The organism is Pseudomonas sp. St316 (assembly GCF_018325905.1).
Lineage (GTDB): Bacteria > Pseudomonadota > Gammaproteobacteria > Pseudomonadales > Pseudomonadaceae > Aquipseudomonas.
Map to the genome: position 1 here is coordinate 2719187 of NZ_AP021901.1, position 19411 is coordinate 2738597.

The 19411-nt window shown below is 61.2% G+C and carries 18 protein-coding genes; 3 read left to right on the top strand and 15 right to left on the bottom strand.

Translation table 11 applies throughout. The features are described 5' to 3' along the window. Positions 1-35: 35 nt before the first annotated feature. The 5 genes from KI237_RS12410 to KI237_RS12430 form a co-directional block, all read right to left on the bottom strand. Positions 36-1055: a branched-chain amino acid aminotransferase gene (locus tag KI237_RS12410; RefSeq protein ID WP_212800055.1), complete on the bottom strand. Its 1020-nt coding sequence runs from the start codon at positions 1053-1055 to the stop codon at positions 36-38. Between the two features lie 256 nt (positions 1056-1311). Next, the gene (lpdA, locus tag KI237_RS12415) at positions 1312-2694 is read right to left on the bottom strand and encodes a dihydrolipoyl dehydrogenase (RefSeq protein WP_212800056.1); all 1383 of its coding nucleotides are present in this window, start codon (positions 2692-2694) and stop codon (positions 1312-1314) included. 18 nt (positions 2695-2712) lie between these two features. Next, positions 2713-3990, bottom strand: coding sequence for a dihydrolipoamide acetyltransferase family protein (locus tag KI237_RS12420; protein ID WP_212800057.1), 1278 nt, complete (start codon positions 3988-3990; stop codon positions 2713-2715). Beyond that, the gene (locus tag KI237_RS12425) at positions 3991-5049 is read right to left on the bottom strand and encodes an alpha-ketoacid dehydrogenase subunit beta (protein WP_014337843.1); all 1059 of its coding nucleotides are present in this window, start codon (positions 5047-5049) and stop codon (positions 3991-3993) included. A 1-nt stretch (position 5050) separates the two neighbouring features. Next, positions 5051-6286 carry a 3-methyl-2-oxobutanoate dehydrogenase (2-methylpropanoyl-transferring) subunit alpha gene (locus KI237_RS12430; protein WP_212800058.1) on the bottom strand — a complete coding sequence of 412 codons (1236 nt, stop codon included), beginning with the start codon at positions 6284-6286 and terminating at the stop codon, positions 5051-5053. Positions 6287-6478: 192 nt separating this feature from the next. Here KI237_RS12430 and bkdR point away from each other — a divergent pair, with 192 nt between their 5' ends. Further along, positions 6479-6967 (top strand): Bkd operon transcriptional regulator BkdR, encoded by a 489-nt coding sequence (gene bkdR, locus KI237_RS12435; RefSeq protein ID WP_003202929.1) that lies wholly within the window; start codon positions 6479-6481, stop codon positions 6965-6967. 885 nt (positions 6968-7852) lie between these two features. Here bkdR and KI237_RS12440 read toward each other — a convergent pair. Further along, a complete protein-coding gene (locus KI237_RS12440; RefSeq protein ID WP_212800059.1) occupies positions 7853-8716 on the bottom strand; it encodes an MBL fold metallo-hydrolase in 864 nt (287 codons plus the stop codon). A gap of 137 nt (positions 8717-8853) precedes the next feature. On the opposite strand from KI237_RS12440, the gene KI237_RS12445 reads away from it, so the two are divergent. After that, complete coding sequence (locus KI237_RS12445; RefSeq protein ID WP_212800060.1) at positions 8854-9654, top strand: sulfite exporter TauE/SafE family protein; 801 nt, start codon at positions 8854-8856, stop codon at positions 9652-9654. Positions 9655-9694: 40 nt separating this feature from the next. Here the strand turns inward: KI237_RS12445 and KI237_RS12450 are convergent, their stop codons facing one another. The 7 genes from KI237_RS12450 to KI237_RS12480 form a co-directional block, all read right to left on the bottom strand. Further along, on the bottom strand, positions 9695-10564 hold the full coding sequence (locus tag KI237_RS12450; protein ID WP_212800061.1) for an aldose 1-epimerase: 870 nt from the start codon (positions 10562-10564) through the stop codon (positions 9695-9697). Positions 10565-10657: 93 nt separating this feature from the next. Then, positions 10658-11938 carry a TRAP transporter large permease gene (locus KI237_RS12455; protein ID WP_212800062.1) on the bottom strand — a complete coding sequence of 427 codons (1281 nt, stop codon included), beginning with the start codon at positions 11936-11938 and terminating at the stop codon, positions 10658-10660. Continuing rightward, entirely contained in the window at positions 11938-12465 is a 528-nt protein-coding gene (locus KI237_RS12460) for a TRAP transporter small permease (RefSeq protein WP_212800063.1), read from the bottom strand. The genes KI237_RS12455 and KI237_RS12460 overlap by 1 nt, the downstream gene beginning before the upstream one ends. Positions 12466-12541: 76 nt before the next feature. Next, positions 12542-13510, bottom strand: a complete 969-nt coding sequence (locus KI237_RS12465) for a TRAP transporter substrate-binding protein (RefSeq protein ID WP_212800064.1) — start codon at positions 13508-13510, stop codon at positions 12542-12544. 60 nt (positions 13511-13570) lie between these two features. Further along, positions 13571-14473 (bottom strand): SMP-30/gluconolactonase/LRE family protein, encoded by a 903-nt coding sequence (locus KI237_RS12470; RefSeq protein ID WP_212800065.1) that lies wholly within the window; start codon positions 14471-14473, stop codon positions 13571-13573. Positions 14474-14515: 42 nt separating this feature from the next. Beyond that, positions 14516-15337, bottom strand: a complete 822-nt coding sequence (locus tag KI237_RS12475; protein ID WP_212800066.1) for an NAD-dependent epimerase/dehydratase family protein — start codon at positions 15335-15337, stop codon at positions 14516-14518. Positions 15338-15510: 173 nt separating this feature from the next. Then, the gene (locus tag KI237_RS12480) at positions 15511-16695 is read right to left on the bottom strand and encodes an OprD family porin (protein WP_502937112.1); all 1185 of its coding nucleotides are present in this window, start codon (positions 16693-16695) and stop codon (positions 15511-15513) included. A gap of 875 nt (positions 16696-17570) precedes the next feature. Here KI237_RS12480 and KI237_RS12485 point away from each other — a divergent pair. After that, the gene (locus KI237_RS12485; RefSeq protein WP_212800067.1) at positions 17571-17921 is read left to right on the top strand and encodes a DUF6124 family protein; all 351 of its coding nucleotides are present in this window, start codon (positions 17571-17573) and stop codon (positions 17919-17921) included. A gap of 199 nt (positions 17922-18120) precedes the next feature. On the opposite strand, the gene KI237_RS30450 is transcribed toward KI237_RS12485, so the two are convergent. Together KI237_RS30450 and KI237_RS30455 are read right to left on the bottom strand one after the other, a co-directional pair. Continuing rightward, a complete protein-coding gene (locus KI237_RS30450; RefSeq protein ID WP_249410728.1) occupies positions 18121-18588 on the bottom strand; it encodes a hypothetical protein in 468 nt (155 codons plus the stop codon). Beyond that, entirely contained in the window at positions 18585-19178 is a 594-nt protein-coding gene (locus tag KI237_RS30455; RefSeq protein ID WP_249410729.1) for an RHS repeat-associated core domain-containing protein, read from the bottom strand. The genes KI237_RS30450 and KI237_RS30455 overlap by 4 nt, the downstream gene beginning before the upstream one ends. Positions 19179-19411: the final 233 nt, after the last annotated feature.

The window sequence follows — 19411 nt, forward strand, 5'->3', positions numbered from 1 at the left end:
CATGCTCCCTCGCCACAAAGGCCCTTCAGGGCTAATCAGACCTTGACGATCCAACCCGCTGGGGCTTCCACGTCACCGGTCTGCACGCCGGTCAGCTCTTTATAGAGCTTCTGGGTGATCGGGCCGACTTCGGTTTCGCTGTGGAACACGTGCAGCTTGTCCTTGTAGCTGATGCCGCCAATCGGCGTGATCACCGCAGCGGTACCGCAGGCGCCGGCTTCCTTGAAGTCCGACAGCTTGTCGATGAACACGTCGCCTTCGATCACTTCCAGGCCCAGGCGCGATTTGGCCAGTTCGATTAGCGACAGGCGGGTGATGCCTGGCAGGACCGAAGGGGAGTTGGGGGTGATGAATTTGTTGTCGTGGGTGATGCCGAAGAAGTTGGCCGAGCCGACTTCCTCGATTTTCGAATGGGTGAGCGGGTCCAGGTAGATGCAGTCGGCGAAACTGGCTTTCTTGGCCTGGGAGCCGGGCATCAGGCTGGCGGCGTAGTTGCCACCGACCTTGGCCGCGCCGGTGCCTTGTGGGGCGGCACGGTCGAAGCTGGAGATCAGGAAGTTGTGCGGGGTCAGGCCGCCCTTGAAGTAGGCGCCGACCGGGATGCAGAAAATCGAGAAGATGAACTCGGGTGCGGTGCGCACGCCGATGTTGTCACCCACGCCGATCACGAACGGGCGCAGGTACAGCGCGCCGCCGGTGCCGTAAGGCGGGATGAAGCGCTCGTTGGCGCGGACCACTTGCTTGCAGGCTTCGACGAACTGCTCGGTCTCGACGTGCGGCATCAGCAGGCGGGCGCAGCTGCGCTGCATGCGGGCGGCGTTCTGGTCCGGGCGGAACAGGTTGATGGAGCCGTCCTTGCAGCGATAGGCCTTCAGGCCTTCGAAGCATTGCTGACCGTAGTGCAGGGCGGTGGAGCCCTCGCTGATGTGCAGCACGTTGTCTTCGGTCAGGGTGCCCGCGTCCCAGGCACCATCGCGCCAGTGCGACAGGTAGCGCTTGTCGGTCTTGATGTAGTCAAAGCCCAGTTTGTCCCAATTGATGCTCTCGTTACCCATGACACCCTCTATTTCTTAGCAACCGTCGAAACGGTTCAAGGCTTCTGACGTTTTTTGGATGGGGACAACAATACTTCATTCCGGGGCTGTTTCGCAGCCTGTTACATGGATCCTGCAGCTGAAAATAGCTCTGCGGTCGTTGTGAGGGATTGTGGGAGCAAGGCTTGCCCGCGATACAGGCGATGCGGTCCTTCAGAAACCGAGTCGCCTGTATCGCGGGCAAGCCTAGCTCCCACAAGTTATTCACCCACAACTGTCACAGATGCAACGCATGCCCCAACGCCCGCAACGCCGCTTCCTGCACCGCCTCGCCCAGCGTCGGGTGAGCGTGGATGGTGCCGGCGATGTCCTCCAGGCGCGCGCCCATCTCCAAGGATTGGCCGAACGCGGTGGACAGTTCCGACACGCCGACGCCGACCGCTTGCCAGCCAACGATCAGGTGATTGTCCCGGCGCGCCACGACCCGCACGAAACCGCTTTTCGATTCCAGGGTCATGGCCCGACCGTTGGCAGCGAACGGGAAGCTCGACACCATGCAATCGAGCCCGGCCGCCTTGGCCTCGTCCGGCGTCTTGCCGACCACCACCAGTTCCGGGTCGGTGAAGCACACCGCGGCGATGGCGGTCGGGTTGAACTCGCGATGCTGGCCGGCGATCAACTCGGCGACCATTTCACCCTGGGCCATGGCCCGGTGGGCGAGCATCGGTTCACCGCTCAGGTCGCCGATGGCCCAGACATTGCGCATGCTGGTCTGGCAGCGATTGTCGATTTTCACCGCCGGGCCGTTCATCTCCAGATGCAGGGCTTCAAGGTTCCAACCCTGAGTGTTGGGCTTGCGCCCGACGGCCACCAGCACCCGGTCGGTGTCCAGGTTCAACGTGTCGCCATTGGGATCACGCACTTGCAAGGTGCTGGCCTGGGCATCGAAACCTTCGACGCTGTGCTTGAGGTACAGCTTCACGCCCAACTGCTTGAGCGCCTCGTGCACTGGCTGGGTCAGTTCGCCGTCGTAGGCTGGCAGGATCCGTTCCTGGGCCTCGACCACGCTGACCTCGGCGCCGAGCTTGCGGTAGGCAATGCCCAGCTCCAGGCCGATGTAGCCACCACCGACCACCACCAGGTGCTTGGGTACCGAGGTGGGGGCGAGGGCTTCGGTGGAGGAAATGATTGGCCCGCCGATGGGCAGCATTGGCAGGTTGACACTTTTCGAACCGGTGGCCAGCAGCAGGTGTTCGCACTGGATGCGGGTATCGCCGACCTCGACGGTCTTGCCATCGATCACCTTGGCCCAGCCGTGAATGACCTGGACCTTGTGCTTTTTCAACAACGCCGCGACGCCGGTGGTCAGGCGATCGACGATGCCGTCCTTCCATTCCACACTCTTGCCGATGTCCAGCGTCGGCGCCGCCACCGTGATACCCAAGGCCGAACCCTGGCTGTGGTGCCGCGTCTGGTGGAACTGCTCGGCCACATGGATCAACGCCTTGGACGGAATGCAGCCGATATTCAGGCAGGTCCCGCCCAGCGCCTGGCCTTCCACCAGGATGGTCGAGATGCCCAGTTGCCCGGCGCGGATCGCTGCTACATAACCGCCAGGACCGCCGCCGATGATCAGCAGCGTGGTATTCAAAGTTTGCATCGCCTGCTCCATTGAGGATTAGTCCACAAACAATGTGGCGGGTTGTTCGAGCAGGCCACGCAGGGCCTGGATGAATTGCGCCGCGTCCATGCCGTCGACCACCCGGTGATCGAAGGAGCTGGAGAGGTTCATCATCTTGCGGATCACGATCTGGCCCTTGATCACCATGGGCCGCTCGACGATTTTGTTCACGCCGACAATCGCCACTTCCGGCAGGTTCAGTACAGGAGTGCTGACGATGCCGCCCAACGCGCCGAGGCTGGTCAGGGTGATGGTCGACCCGGACAGCTCATCGCGACTGGCCTTGCCCGTGCGGGCGGCCGTGGCCAAGCGGGAGATTTCCGTCGCGCTGTCCCACAGGCTGCGGGCTTCGGCGTGACGCACCACCGGCACCATCAGGCCAACATCGCTCTGGGTGGCGACACCCACGTGCACCGCGCCTGAGCGATGGATCACCTGGGCTTCGTCGTCGTAACGGGCGTTCATCTGCGGGAAATCCCGCAGGGCCACGACCAACGCGCGGACCAGGAACGGCAGCAAGGTCAGCTTGCCGCGACTGGCGCCGTGTTTTTCATTCAAGTGAACCCGCAGCTCTTCCAGGGCCGTCACGTCGATTTCCTCGACGTAGCTGAAATGGGCGGCGCGCTGGGTCGCTTCCTGCATACGCTGGGCGATCTTGCGGCGCATGCCGATCACCGGGATCTGCTGCTCGTCGTGGCGTTCGGCATAACCCGAGCCGCCCTTGGCCTGGGTCGACGGACCTTGGGCCAGATAAGCCTCCAGGTCTTCGTGCAGGACCCGCCCGGCAGGGCCGCTGCCCTGGACCAGGCGCAACTGAATGCCCAGGTCCAGCGCGTGCTTGCGCACGGCCGGCGAGGCCAGTGGACGCTCTTCGGGGGCGCGGGCCACAGGCGCTTGCGGGGCGCAGCGCGGCGCGGAGGTCTTTTCCAGCGCCGGTTCAGGTGTTGCCACGGTCGCCGGCTTTGGCGCCTGCACAGCGGTCTGCGTAGCCGCAGCTGGCGCCGGTTGTGCCGACTCTTTCAAATTACCCGCGCCTTCGACTTCAATGCGGATCAGTTCACTGCCCACCGCCATGACTTCACCCGGTTCGCCACCCAGGGCGATGACCCGGCCGTGCACGGGCGAGGGGATGTCGACCATGGCCTTGTCGGTCATGACGTCAGCCAGCACCTGGTCCTCGACCACCAGGTCGCCGACCTTGACGTGCCACACCGACAGTTCAACTTCGGCGATGCCTTCGCCAATGTCCGGCATCTTGATAACGTGCGTGCCCATTCAGACCTCCATGACCCGTTTCAACGCCGCGCCCACTCGGGACGGCCCTGGGAAATACGCCCACTCCTGCGCGTGCGGGTAGGGGGTGTCCCAACCGGTGACACGCTCGATAGGCGCTTCCAGGTGGTGGAAGCAGTGTTCTTGCACCAACGCCACCAGTTCGGCGCCGAAACCGCAGGTGCGGGTGGCTTCGTGGACCACCACGCAGCGACCGGTCTTCTTCACGGATTTGACGATGGTCTCAAGGTCCAGCGGCCACAGGCTGCGCAGGTCGATGACTTCGGCGTCGATGCCGGTCTCTTCGGCAGCCACTTGGGAGACATAGACCGTGGTGCCGTAGGTCAGGACAGTCACGTCCTTGCCCGGACGGGTGATGGCGGCGACGTCCAGCGGCACGGTGTAGTAACCGTCCGGCACTTGCGCCGAAGGGTGTTTGGACCACGGCGTTACCGGGCGGTCGTGGTGGCCGTCGAACGGGCCGTTATACAGGCGCTTGGGCTCGAGGAAGATCACCGGGTCATCGTTTTCGATGGAGGCGATCAGCAGGCCCTTGGCGTCATAGGGGTTGGAGGGCATGACGGTGCGCAGGCCGCAGACCTGGGTGAACATCGCTTCGATGCTCTGGCTGTGGGTTTGGCCGCCGTAGATACCGCCGCCGCAGGGCATGCGCAGGGTCATCGGCGCGGTGAATTCGCCGGCCGAGCGATAGCGCAGGCGCGCCGCTTCGGAAATGATCTGGTCCGACGCCGGGTAGACATAGTCGGCGAACTGGATCTCGGCCACCGGCCGCAGGCCGTAGGCGCCCATGCCCACCGCCACGCCAACGATGCCGCTTTCGGAAATCGGTGCGTCGAACACTCGCGAGGTGCCGTACTTGTTCTGCAGGCCTTCGGTGCAGCGGAATACGCCGCCGAAGTAACCCACGTCCTGGCCGAACACCACGACGTTGTCGTCGCGTTCGAGCATCACGTCCATGGCCGAGCGCAGGGCCTGGATCATGGTCATGGTGGTAGTGGTCATGGCGGTGTCCAACGCAATATTGTTGTTGTGATCGTTCATGTCAGATCCCCAACTGCTGACGCTGGCGCTTCAAGTGCTCCGGCATCTCTTTGTAGACGTCTTCGAACATCGTCGCGGCGCTTGGAATCTGCCCGCCGGCAAGGGTGCCGTACTGCTCGGCTTCCTTCTGCGCGGCGATCACCTCGGCTTCGAGCTCGGCGGTGACGGCGGCATGTTCCTCTTCGGACCACTGGCCGATCTTCACCATGTGCTGCTTGAGGCGCGCAATCGGATCGCCCAGCGGGAAGTGGCTCCAGTCGTCGGCGGGACGGTATTTCGAAGGGTCGTCCGAAGTGGAGTGCGGGCCGGCGCGGTAGGTGACCCATTCGATCAGCGCCGGGCCGAGGTTGCGGCGGGCACGTTCGGCGGCCCAGCGCGAGGCGGCGTAGACCGCCATGAAATCGTTGCCATCGACACGCAGGGAGGCGATACCGCAACCGACGCCGCGTCCGGCGAAGGTCGTGGCTTCACCGCCGGCAATGGCCTGGAAGGTGGAAATTGCCCACTGGTTGTTGACCACGTTGAGGATCACCGGCGCGCGGTAGACGTGGGCGAAGGTCAGTGCGGTGTGGAAGTCCGATTCGGCGGTGGCGCCGTCACCGATCCAGGCCGAGGCGATCTTGGTGTCGCCCTTGATCGCCGAGGCCATGCCCCAGCCCACGCCCTGGACGAACTGTGTGGCGAGGTTGCCGGAAATGGTGAAGAAACCGGCGTCCTTGACCGAGTACATGATTGGCAACTGCCGGCCCTTGAGCGGATCGCGCTCATTGGACAGCAGCTGGCAGATCAGGTCCACCAGCGGCACTTCGCGGGCCATCAGGATGCTTTGCTGGCGGTAGGTGGGGAAGCACATGTCGTCGATGTTCAACGCCAGGGCCTGGGCGCTGCCGATGGCTTCCTCGCCGAGGCTCTGCATGTAGAACGACATTTTTTTCTGGCGTTGGGCGACCACCATGCGGTTGTCGTAGATGCGCGTCTTGAGCATGGCACGCATGCCCTTGCGCAGGATCTCGACGGGAATGTCCGCGGCCCAGTCGCCCAAGGCATTGCCTTGATCGTCGAGTACGCGGATCAGGCTGCGAGCCAGGTCGGCGGTGTCGGCGGGTTCGACGTCGATGGGTGGTTTGCGCACCGTGCCGGCATCGGACAGATGCAGGTAGGAAAAGTCGGTTTTACAGCCGGGACGGCCCGAGGGTTCGGGGACGTGCAGGCGTAGCGGTTCATACGCTGGGTTCATGGCTTTCTACGCTCGATCTTGTGAATTTCTTGTAGTGGGCGCGCTAGCTGACGAATTTCCCGGGGTACGGGAAATTGTCCTACAACAATCATAGGCTCGACGAAGAAGAATATTTTTCTCTGTTGGCTTGCTGTTCAGATCATTTGCAGATAAAAAATCTGCACAACGATAAAAAACAGGATTATTTGTCTCATGCGTAAATTGGATCGCACCGACATCGGGATTCTGAACAGCCTTCAGGAAAACGCCCGCATCACCAACGCCGATCTCGCCCGTTCGGTCAATCTGTCGCCGACGCCGTGCTTCAACCGCGTCCGGGCCATGGAGGAGCTGGGGGTGATCCGCGAGCAGGTCACGCTGCTGGACGCCGACCTGCTGGGGTTGCACGTCAACGTGTTCATCCATGTGAGCCTGGAGAAGCAGGTGGAAGAGGCGCTGCAGCACTTTGAAGAAGCGATTTCCGATCGGCCGGAGGTGATGGAGTGCTACCTGATGGCAGGCGATCCGGATTATCTGATCCGCGTGCTGGTGCCGACCATCCAGTCGCTGGAGCGGTTCATGATGGACTTTCTGACCAAGGTCCCGGGCGTGGCGAACATCCGCTCCAGCTTTGCCCTCAAGCAGGTGCGCTACAAGACCGCGTTGCCCTTACCGGCCAACGGGTTGACCTTGGGCACCTGAACATCAGAAGACCGCACCAATCCCTGTGGCAGCCTGCTCGCGAAGGGGTCATCACCTTCACCACAGATGCAAGCAGGCCCACCGCCATCGCGAGCAAGCTCGCTCTCACACGGGATCTCTGGGGTTGCCAGGCCCTGCGCCCGCCGCCGATCACCCTGTGGGAGCGAGCTTGCTCGCGGTGGGGCCATCACCTTCACCACAGATGCAAGCAGGCCCACCGCCATCGCGAGCAGGCTCGCTCCCACATGGGATTTTTGGTGTTGCCAAGTCCTGCGCCCGCCGCCGATCACCCTGTGGGAGCGAGCCTGCTCGCGAAGGGGCTATCACCTTCACCACAGATGCAAGCAGGCCCACCGCCATCGCGAGCAGGCTCGCTCCCACATGAGATTTTTGGTGTTGCCAAGTCCTGCGCCCGCCGCCGATCACCCTGTGGGAGCGAGCCTGCTCGCGAAGGGGCTATCACCTTCACCACAGATGCAAGCAGGCCCACCGCCATCGCGAGCAGGCTCGCTCCCACATGGGATTTTTGGTGTTGCCAAGTCCTGCGCCCGCCGCCGATCACCCTGTGGGAGCGAGCCTGCTCGCGGTGGGGCCATCACCTTCACCACAGATGCAAGCAGGCCCACCGCCATCGCGAGCAGGCTCGCTCCCACATGGGATTTGTGGTGTTGCCAGGCCCTGCGCCCGCCGCCGATCACCCTGTGGGAGCGAGCCTGCTCGCGAAGGGGCCATCACCTTCACCACAGATGCAAGCAGGCCCACCGCCATCGCGAGCAAGCTCGCTCCCACATGAGATTTTTGGTGTTGCCAAGTCCTGCGCCCGCCGCCGATCACCCTGTGGGAGCGAGCTTGCTCGCGATGGGGCCATCGCCTTCAATATCAGTGCTAGAGCTGGTTGATCGGGATTTTCAGGTAGACCACGCCATTCTCTTCGGCTGGCGGCAGGTTGCCGGCCCGCACGTTCACCTGGATCGCCGGCAATAGCAGCGTTGGCATTCCCAGTGTCCCATCGCGCTGGGTGCGCATGGCGACGAACGTGGCCTCGTCGATGCCGTCGTGGATATGAATATTGTGCTGGCGTTGCTCACCCACGGTACTCATGCAGTGCGGTTCGCGGTGCTCCGGGGGATAGTCGTGACACACGTACAGCCGCACGCTGGCAGGGAAGGCCAGCAGCTTGCGGATCGAGGCGTAGAGCTGATGGGCGTTGCCGCCGGGAAAGTCACAACGGGCGGTGCCCACGTCAGGCATGAACAACGTGTCGCCCGCCAGGATCACATCACCGTCGATCAAGTACGCCATATCCGCCGGAGTATGACCGGGCACATGCAGCGCGGTGGCCTTGAGGTTGCCGATGAGAAAGGACTCGTCGGCGGCGAACAGATGATCGAATTGCGAGCCATCCACGGCAAACGGCGCTTCGAGGTTGAACAGTGTCTTGAAGACGCTCTGGACCTGCCCGATGGCTTGGCCGATGGCGATCTTGCCGCCCAGTTCCCGGCGCAGGTACGGCGCGGCAGACAGGTGATCAGCGTGGGCGTGGGTTTCCAGCAGCCATTGCACGCTCAACTGGTGTTCGCGCACGAAGGTGATGACTCGGTCGGCCTGGGTGGTGGCGCTGCATCCCGAGGCTGGATCGTAGTCCAGTACCGGGTCGACCACAGCGCATTGCCCTCCATCCTGTTCATACACGACGTAGGTGTAGGTCTTGGAGGCGGGGTCGAGAAAACTTTGGATCTGCGCGGACATGACAGCGGACCTGTGCGGGAAGAAGCGGTTGCTACGCTTGGGTTTACACCCTATGGTCCGCAGCTTAGTGAGGGCCGAGGCGTCCTGCAAATGCGATCGCACCTGCCAACAGGTGCGCGCGGCGTGAGAGATCCTGAATGGTACTGGCAAGTTTTTTTGGCGTGGTCATGGGCCTGGTGCTTGGCCTGACAGGGGCGGGCGGTGGCATCCTGGCGGTGCCGGCGTTGGTATTGGGCCTGGGTTGGAGCATGACCCAGGCCGCGCCGGTGGCGTTGTTCGCGGTGGGCAGCGCAGCGGCGGTGGGCGCCATCGACGGGTTGCGCCATGGCCTGGTGCGCTACCGCGCGGCCCTGCTGATCGCGCTGCTGGGCGCGGTGTTTTCGCCGCTGGGCATCTACCTCGCCCATCAGCTTTCGGAAAAAATCCTGATGATGCTGTTCAGCCTGTTGATGGTGCTGGTGGCTACGCGCATGTTGCGCCGGGAAACGCCGCAAGCGGGGCCCAGCGATCACGGTGCCGCCAGTTGGGGCCAGAAGAATTGCATGCTCGACCGCGAGACCGGGCGCCTGGCCTGGACCGCTCGTTGCACCGCCACGCTGTCGGCGTTGGGCGCCGTGACTGGAATAATCTCGGGCCTGCTGGGCGTGGGTGGCGGTTTCCTGATTGTGCCGGCGTTCAAGCAACTGACCGACGTGCAGATGCGTGGGATCGTCGCCACTTCCTTGATGGTCATCAGCCTGATTTCGTTGATCGGCGTGGTCGGGGCGTTTCATGCCGGAGTGAGCATCGACCAGGTGGGCGCAGTGTTCATCGCCGCCAGCATCGTCGGCATGGTAGTGGGCCGGCGCCTGGCGGCCAAGGTCCCGGCCCGGGCGTTGCAGGTGGGGTTTGCCGGGGTGTGCTTGGGGGTGGCGGTGTACATGTGGGTACGGGCGTAGCGACCTCATCGCCACAAGGGATGAGTGCAACTTTGGATTGTTATAGCTCCCGGCACTGCATCGTAAACCCCAGCGCCACCGACTGCCCTTGCTCCAGCAAACGCAACCCTGGCCGTCCTGGCAGATGATGGGCATTGACCGGATGGCTGACCGGTTCGATGCAGAAGAAATCCAGGCCCACGGGGCAATAGAGCAGGAAGTAGTCGCTGCCGCTTGCCCGGCATTGCAATTCATACCCCAGGTCCGGTTGCTGGATCAGGCAATCGCCGTTCCAGCCACCGAAGCCATTGTCCACCAGTGTGTCGGGCAGCCCCCGGGCTTGCTGGAAATCCCACTCGGCAGGAATGGCGCTCAGCTCCGTTGGCAGTTTGCTGGCATCGCATTTCCAGACTTCGCTCGCCCGGGTTTGCAGGCGTGTGCCGGCGGTGCGCGGAAAATACGGATGTAAGCCCAGTCCATGCCAGGCAGGCTGTTTTGCCGTGTGGGTGACGAGCATTGCGATCTGCAGTTGGCCGCCGCTGAGGCGGATCCGCAGGCTGGCGCAGTAGGCGAACGGGTGTTGGCTGTCGAGTTGCAGCAAGGCTTCCTGGGCACTCTGCTCGATCACTTGCCACGGTTGTTGCCAGGCACTGCCATGGATCGGAAACGGGTCGTTGGGACTATTGGCTTCCAGCGCGAGCCAACCCGCCGGGCAGTCGAAACCGCCGTTGGCGATCCGGTTCGACCAGGGAATCAACGGGAAACAGCCGAGTTTGCCCGGCAGGCCGTTTTCCAGCGCTTGCGGCGCGGGAGGGCGTAGCAGGGGAGCACCGGTGCTGCGCAAGGTCCATTCAACGAGACTGGCGCCCAAATGCGGGGCCAGGGTGAGACGGGTCAGTTCGTCTTCGAGTTGGAGAAGAGGCGGCGTCATGGGAGTTGTCTGTTGGTTGGAATGGTGTGGGGGCAGATGCTGTTGTGGCGAGGGGATTTATCCCCTCTCCACAAGGGGATTTGTCGTTGTCTCTTACAACACCAGGTGCGGCAGCCACAGCGAAATGGCGGGGACGTAAGTCACCAGCAGCAGGACGAAGAACAGCATGGCGTAGAACGGCAGCAGCGCCTTGACGGTGCTTTCGATGCTGACCTTGCCGATAGCGGAACCGACGAACAACACGGCGCCCACCGGTGGCGTGATCAGGCCGATGCCCAGGTTCACCAGCATGATCATGCCGAACTGCACCGGGTCCACGCCGATGCCCACGATCACTGGCATCAGGATCGGCGTCAGGATCAGGATCAATGGCGCCATGTCCATCACGGTGCCCAACAGCAGCAACATCACGTTGATGCACATCAGGATCACGTAGCGGTTGTCCGACAGGGTCAGGAACGCGGTGGTGATCTTCGCCGGAATCTCCATCAGCGTCATGATGTAGCCGAAGCTGGCGGCGAAGCCGATCAGGATCATCACGATGGAGATGGTGCGTACCGTGCGGTGCATCAGTTTCGGCAACTCGCTCCACTTGTAGTCGCGATAGATGCACATCGTCACGAAGAACGCCCACACCACGGCAATGGCGGCCGATTCGGTGGCGGTGAAAACACCCGAGAGAATGCCGCCGAGGATGATGAACAGGGTCATCATGCCCCACATGGCTTCCCGGCAGATCTTCAACGCTTGCTTGAGCGGAATCACTTCGCCCTTGGGGTAGTTGCGTTTTTTCGCGAAAACCAGGCACAGCGCCATCAGGCAAAGGTTCATCATGACGCCGGGGACGATACCGGCCATGAACAGCGAACCGATGGAGACGGTGCCGCCAGCGGCAAGTGAGTACAGCACCGCGTTGTGGCTGGGCGGTGTCAGCAGCGCTTGTACCGAACCGCTCACGGTGACGGCGGTGGCGAACTCACGCGGGTAGCCCTGGCGTTCCATTTCCGGGATCAGCACCGAGCCGACCGAGGCGGTATCGGCCACCGAGGAACCGGAGATCGCGCCAAAAAAACTCGAGGCCACGAGGTTGACCAATGACAGGCCACCTCGCACGAAGCCCACCAACACACTGGCGAATGCCACCAGTCGGCGGGACATGCCGCCCTCGGCCATGATCGCGCCGGCCAGGACGAAGAAGGGAATGGCCAGGAGCGAGAACTTGTTCACGCCGCCCGTTATCTGAATCATCATGGCCTGAAACGGAATATCGATCCACCACGCTCCGATCAGGGCGGCAGCGCCCAGCGCGTAGGCGACCGGCATGCCGATCAGGATCAACAACAAAAAACTGCCCAGCAGAATCAGCGCGTCCATTAAGCGGCACCTTCGTTTTCTTCGACCAGGTCGAACTGCACAACCCGACGCTTGCTTTGATCACCCAGAAAGAGTTTTTCCAGGACAAAAATCAATGTCAGGAAACCACCGACCGGGATCGGCATGTAGGTGATGCCGACGCGCAGGGTGGGTATGGCGCTCATGAATTGGTTCCAGGTGGTCATGCACAGCTTGGTGCCCCAGATGGTCATGAAAATGCACACCGCCGCCATCAAGAGCTGGGTGAAAACCGAGGCCAAGGTTTGCCAGTGCCGGGGCAGGCGGCTGGTGAGCATGTCCACGGCCATGTGCGAGCCGGAGCGGTAGCTGGCGGCGGCACCGATGAAGGTAAACACGATCATCAGCAAAATGGCGGTGGGTTCAGGCCAGCTTGAGCCGGTACCGAGTACATAGCGGGCGAACACCCCCCACGGAATCATCAGCGCAACGGCGAGGACAGAAAGGCCGGCCACCCAGATGCAAGTCATGTAAATCGTGTCGTTGATACGCAGCAGTAAATTCTTCATCGGGTTCCACCGTAACCGGGCGCGCCTTTTAACCGCAGGCGCGCCCAGCCTTTTCATGAGTACAGATCGAGAGGTGTTACTGGACAGCTTCGATACGCTTGATCAGGTCGGCATACGGTGCGCCGTATTTGGCCCGGATCGGCGCGGTGGCGTCGTAGAAAGGTTTTTTGTCGACGGTGATGAACTCGACGCCGGCAGCCTTGAGTTTTTCTTCACTGGCGGTGGACTTCTTGTCCCACAGCACGCGCTCTTCGGCCTGGGCCGCCTTGGCGGCTTTCTTCACCATGTCCTGCTGCGCCGGGGTCAGTTTTTCCCAGGTGATTTTCGACATCACGATCGGCTCAGGCAGGATCAGGTGACCGGTCAGGCTGTAGAACTTGGCGTTCTGGTAGTGGTTGTGCTCGAGCATGGTCGGTGGGTTGTTTTCCGCGCCGTCGATCACGCCGGTCTGCAAGGCGCTGAAGATCTCGCCGGTGTCCATGGCGATACCGTTGCCGCCCATCGCATTGATGGTCTCGATGAACATCGGGTTGCCTTGGACGCGAATCTTCATGCCCTTGAGGTCTTCGAGCTTGCGCACTGGCTTCTTGGTGTAGAGGTTGCGTGTGCCGCCGTCCATCCAGGCCAGGGCCACCAGGCCGAATTCGGAATTGGTGATCCGGTCCAGGATCGCATCACCGACTTCACCGTCGATGACGGCGCGCATGTGGGCCTGGTCGCGGAAGATGAACGGCATGTTGAACACATTCACGTCCGGCACCACCGGGCCGACGATACCCAGGCTGACCCGGGACATCTGGATCGCGCCGGCTTGCATCTGCTCGATGACTTCTTTTTCAGAACCCAGTACGCCGCCTGGGAAATACTTGAACTTCAGCTCGCCGTTGCTCTCCTTTTCCAAGGTTTTACCCATGGACTCCTCGGCGACCACGGTCGGGTAGCCCTTGGGATGGATGTCGGCGATCTTGATATCGAGGGCATGAGCCGCCTGTGCCAGAAAGGCCAGGGGGAGGGCTGCGATCAAAAGCGTGCGTTTGAAATTCATCGTCAATCTCCAGTCTTGTTGTTTTTTTTAATGACTCATCCAGTGAAACGGTGCAGCAGATCAGTTCGCGGCCTGTTCCCGTCCGAAAGCGGGTTCAGCCAGGCCCTTGACGCCGGGGTCGAGGGCGAACACCCCACCGGCCAGGGATTGCGGGTCGTTGTCGTCGCCCGGGCGGATCGAGGTGACGAAGAGGGTGTCCAGGCGGCTGCCGCCAAAGGCGCACATGGTCGGTTTTTTCACCGGCACTTGCAGCGAACGGTCGAGACGGCCATCCGGGGTGAAACGGTGAATCAGCCCGGCATCGTTGGCGCAGATCCAATAGCAGCCGTCAGCATCCACCGCGGCGCCATCCGGACGACCGGCCAACGGCAGCATGTCGACGAACAACCGCCGGTTGGACGGTGTGCCGCTGTCGATGTCGTAGTCGAAGGCCCAGATCTGCTGGATCAATGGGTGCGAGTCGGAGAGGTACATCGTGCGTCCGTCCGGGCTGAAACCCAGGCCATTGGGTACGATGAAACCGCTCAGTTGCGCCTCGACCGGGCTGCGTTGCCCAGCCTCATACCGGTACATCCGGCCTTCGTCGGCGTTGGCGCCCATGTTCAGCACCATGCTGCCGGCCCAGAAGCGCCCCTGGCGGTCGCAACGACCATCGTTGAGGCGCATGTCGGCGCGGCTGTGCTGCACGCTTGCGCACAGCTCGCTGTCGAGGCTGCCGTCGTCATGGGGGTGCAAGCGGAAGAAACCGCTTTCCATGCCCGCGACCCAACCTCCGTCCTGGTGACGGGTAATGCAGGCGAGCATTTCCGGGGCTTCCCAGCCGTGGATTTTTCCACTGCTGGCATCCCAGCGTTGCAGGCCGCCACTGGGAATGTTCACCCAATACAGGGCGTTTTCCTCGGGGACCCATACCGGGCTTTCCCCGACGGCATTGCGTGCATCGACAATCAATTCGGCTTGCATGGTGATTCCTTTGTGCGTGCGTATCCCATGAAGAACAGCGAATCAGTTATCGAATGGGCCGGCCGCCACAAAGGCGCCACCCTGATAAACCATGGCCGGGTCATCGGCGGCCGGCATCGGCTGCGCTTGGACCTTGGCGCGGAAGATTTCCGAGGTGTCCTTGGGCTGGTAGCCCAGGTGTGCGGCTTGGCTGTTGTCCCACCAGACGTCGCGGTTGGCGGACACGCCGTAGACCACGGTGTGGCCGACTTTCGGGGTGTAGAGCGAGCATTCGATCAGTTGGGTGAGGTCGTCGAAGCTCAGCCAGGTGCTCATCATCCGGCGGTTCTGCGGTTCGGCGAACGAGGAGCCAATGCGGATGCTGACCGTCTCGATGCCGTAGCGATCGAAGTAGAAGTTGGCGACGTCTTCGCCGTAGGACTTGGACAGGCCGTAGTAACCATCAGGGCGGCGAGGGGAGAGCGCGTCGATGGTCTGGTCTTGTTTGTAGAAACCGATGACGTGGTTGGAGCTGGCGAAGATCACCCGCTTGACGCCGTGTTTGCGGGCGGCTTCATAGATGTGGAAGACGCCGCTGATGTTGGCGCCGAGGATTTCTTCGAACGGGCGCTCTACCGAAACACCACCGAAATGCAGGATGGCATCGACGCCTTCGACCAGTTGATGCACGGCCTGTTTGTCCGACAGGTCGCACGGCACCACTTCTTCGCTTTCGTCGATGGCCGGGGCCATGTTGGCGATGTCCGACAGGCGAATGTGGCGGGCGAAAGGCTTGAGGCGTTCGCGCAAGACTTTACCAAGGCCGCCGGCGGCGCCGGTCAACAGGAGGCGATTGAAGGGGTGGCGAATCTGTGTCGTGGTCATGGCATTACCTGAGCAAACAATGAGAGGTACAGCTGTTATAAGTTGTCGTATGACCTGGAGGGAATATCCTTATCCTTCCGTTACCTTGTCAACGCTTGATCGACAAACCGCTCTGGGTCGGCGTCCCTGCCGCAGATTGCCATGGGATGCGCTCATGGCAATCGATCCTGGTGTTACAGAAGCGAAATCGGGTAGCTGATGAAAATGCGGTTCTCGTCGAATTCGTTGGTGCTGTAGTCCCGACGAATCGATGCGTTACGCCATTTCACGTTGAGGCTTTTCAGCGCGCCGCTCTGCACGGTATAGGCCAGTTCGGTTTCACGGCCCCATTCCTTGCCATCGTCAACGGTGGCGGTGTGCACGTTGTCGCCGCTGATGTAGCGGTTCATCAGGGTCAGGCCCGGCACGCCGACGGCGGCGAAGTTGAAGTCGTGGCGCAGTTGCCAGGATTTTTCCTTGGCATTGTCATAACTGGAGTTGTAGCTGTCGTTCGCCAGGGTGCCGCCGCTGGTGCCGTTGACGCGCATCCAGGCATCGTCGCCACCGACTTTTTGCAGGCCGACATAGAAGGTGTTGCCACCGTATTTGGCCGAGAGCATGGCGAACGTAGTTTTGTTGTCCAGGTCGCCGGCCAGGGCGCTGCCGTTTTCCTTGCCAGTGAAATAGCCGAGGTTGGCGCCCAAGGTCCAGTCGCCGATGGGTTGGCTGTGGGTCAGGTTGAAATATTGCTGCTGGTAGATGTCGGACAGTTCCGCGTACCAGACGCCGACCTGGGTGCGTTTTTCGTTGAAGGCATACTCGCCGCCGCCGAAGTTGAACCGGTCGGAGGTGAACGCGCCGCGGCCGTTCATCGACATGTCTTCCATGCTCGCGTCGTTGCGCGGGCTGTTGGCGCGGAACTGGCCGCCGTAGAGGGTCAGGCCGCTGATTTCGGTGGAGGTTACCTGGCCGCCACGGAAGGTCTGGGGCAGGGAGCGGCCGTCGTCGGAACGCAGGATCGGCAGCACCGGCATCCACTCACCAACCTTCAGCTCGGTCTTCGAGACCTTGGCCTTGAGGGCCACGCCCAGGCGCCCGAAGTCATCGGCCGGGCGACCGTCGTCGTGCACCGGCAGCAGTTGTGTACCTGTCGTGCCACGGCCGCCGTCGAGCTTGAGCGAGTACGTGCCCAGCACATCCACGCCGAAACCGACCACGCCCTGGGTGAAACCGGACTTGGCGTCGAGGATGAAGTTCTGGGTCCATTCCTCGGCTTTGCCCTGGGCATTGTTCGGGTTGGTGAAGTTGCGGTTGAAGTAGGCGTTACGCAGAGTCAGCGTGGCCTTGGCATCATCGACGAAGCCTTCGGCGCTGGCCATCGTTGGCAGAAACGTGGCAAGACTGCTGCAACCGAGCAGGAGCAGCGTGGGGCTGGCGTTGAGAAGGGTACGGCGGTTTAGACGGATGTTGGGCGAAAAACGGACACATGTGCTCACTATGACGCTCCCTACTTTTTGTTGTTTTTATTTGTCATACGTCGTCGTACAACATGGGGGATTATTTGGAAGCCGTTGCTCGTTGTCAACTGGCCATTATCGGAATTATCCAACTCGGATGTGCTTCAAAATGAGGCGTTTCAATGGTCGTTGTCCACCGAGGTCAAGATTGAAGGCCGTGGGGCCGGGCAAACCTGTGGCCTGAGAATAGCGATGAGTGCGCTGGGTTGTGCGATGACTGGTCTAAGACATTAGTCGAATGATCACGATCTAACGGTCTGGAAAGTCTCTCGTGGCGAGGGAGCTTGCTCCCGCTGGACTGCGAAGCAGGCCCACGTTCTTTGTTTCAACGCAGAATTCCTGGGGCCGCTTCGCGCCCCAACGGGAGCAAGCTCCCTCGCCACAGGGGTCGGTGTTTATCCAGATGTAGGATCGTTCTGGATCGGGCTACGTTGTCTTGCGCCGTTGCCTACAACTGCGCCAGAATCCGCCGGCTTGTGCGCCTTGGGGCCAGGGCTTTATCGTTTCCGGGTCGCTGATTGAATCAGTGATCGGGTTTGGTAGCCCGTGGTGTCGGTGCATAGCGTCATCTCTTGCAAGTGCAATCATGCACTTCGTTTTTTGGTGGCCATGCGCAGGGTCTCTTCGGAGGCGCCGGCTCCGATGCCCGGTCTACCAACCTTCGTATGGCCGCCACCCTAATTCGTTTGGTAGCGAAAGGGTGCTGGCTCCTTTACAACTGCATCGGAGCTTTATCTATGTTCAAAGTAACCCCCAACCCACCAGATACAGATCCAACCCGCCCCAACTCAAAAGCGTTCGACAAAGCCGCCGACCGCATCCTCGACCACTACCTCAAGCCCAAACCCAACAAGCCCGAAACCGAACCCGGCCAACTGTTCACTGTCGCCAACGGTGTTGACACCGAAACCCTGCTCGCCAACCTCAGCGAAACCCTGGCCTCGGCCAACGCCATGGTCAGCGACCTGGCTTTCGACCTGGAAGGCCCAAGGCGTCATGTCCTCCTGGGTATCCAGCAACTGATCGAACTGAGCGGATTGCTGGCAAATCGCGCGCTGGACAACATCGAGCCCCGCCAGTCGACATAGCGCATCCCCCCCCTGTGGCGAGGGAGCAAGCTCTCTCACCACAAGAGCACCTGCGTACGCTGGCCTAACAAATGAGGAGCGAGCTTGCTCGGGATTACGGTGGGCAGCCTACGTCGCAGGATGCTCGGCGGTGCCAGCTCGAGTTGCGAATATTATGTGTTGACCGAAGCTATAGCATGCATACCGGGCCGCTCGTCAGTTACTGATCGGTGCGAATTGCCTGGGCTGCTTTCATTGCTTTCATTGCTTTGAGAAGCCTCCATTTGAGTTCATGGCGAGTGTCTTGTACTCGTGCGCGTGCTTTTTTCTTCACCGCCGTCGATGGTTTATTTTTCAGCAGCGCGGTTAAATCGGCTTCAGCTTGCAGGTATTTTTCCTGCCATTGGGGATCTCCCGAGATCGGAACCCGTCCGTTCTCTTTCACGAACTTGTCGAATTCCCGTGCAGATGCAGCACGGGCTCTCTTCCAACGGCCTTGTTTTGTCAAGCTACTATCTGGCCTCTTGAGGCCATAGGCTGATTGCTCCCAAGGTAATACAAATGTCTTGTCACTTTGTTCAGGAACAGCTGCTGCTGGAGTGGCAAGGGCTGAGCTGGTCTCGGCCTTGGTGATTTCGGAAGCAGGAGGAGATACACGAGGAGAAGTAGTTTTGGAGGAAGAACTCAACGTGCCTGATGCGTTTGGTTTGGTCTCCCATGGTCGGAAGTAGCGAACCCACGGCCGGAAAAATGGAGCATTCCCACTCGGATCATACCGATTAACCGGATCCCCTCCGCAATACGCATACGCATTAATCCCCCATCCCCAAAAGGGCTCAGCTCATCCGGGCTGTTGAAACGCATCAACGCCGGGTTAAAAGCCCGGTTGCCCTGTCCCAGTAAATAGTGCCCGGTTATCGAGTCGGGGGGCGCGCCGTTGAAACCGAGCAAGCTGCTCAAACCACTTTCGGCAGAGTGGTAACCGTATGCGGTATAGGCCAGGTGCCGGATGTCTGTGGCCGTCCGGGTTTTTAATACTGAATGTTGTTGATCCGTTGCCAACAGCGTCGTCTTGGCGACGTCAGCCACGCGCAGGCGTTGCGCCAGCGGCTGGGCTTCATTTCGCGTGATCGTGAGCTGTTCCTGACCCTCTATCTCATTCACCAAATCGTTCCTTTGATAGAACCGTTGTGTGCCGGTGCTTTCCAGAGGCTTTAACCCTATGAGGCGATCCAGCGGGTCGTATTGATAGCGGCACAGTAACTTCAGCGATGACATGGGCGAGGTTCTTCCGGGCGAACTGGGTTGTGTCAGGCTCGGATATTTTACGCGTAGCGTCTACTAGCAGAGCTGTTAGTTTGGGGCCTGCTTTTGGTGGGCGGGGCTTAGACGGTGACCGGTATGCTTTTGCCTGAGGGGGGTGGAGCACTCAGATCTTGGGGTGAAGCTTGTGGCCCTTTCATGAGCAAGCCCGCTTCCGCAGGGAGCCCAGTGTTTTTGAAAGTAGGCGA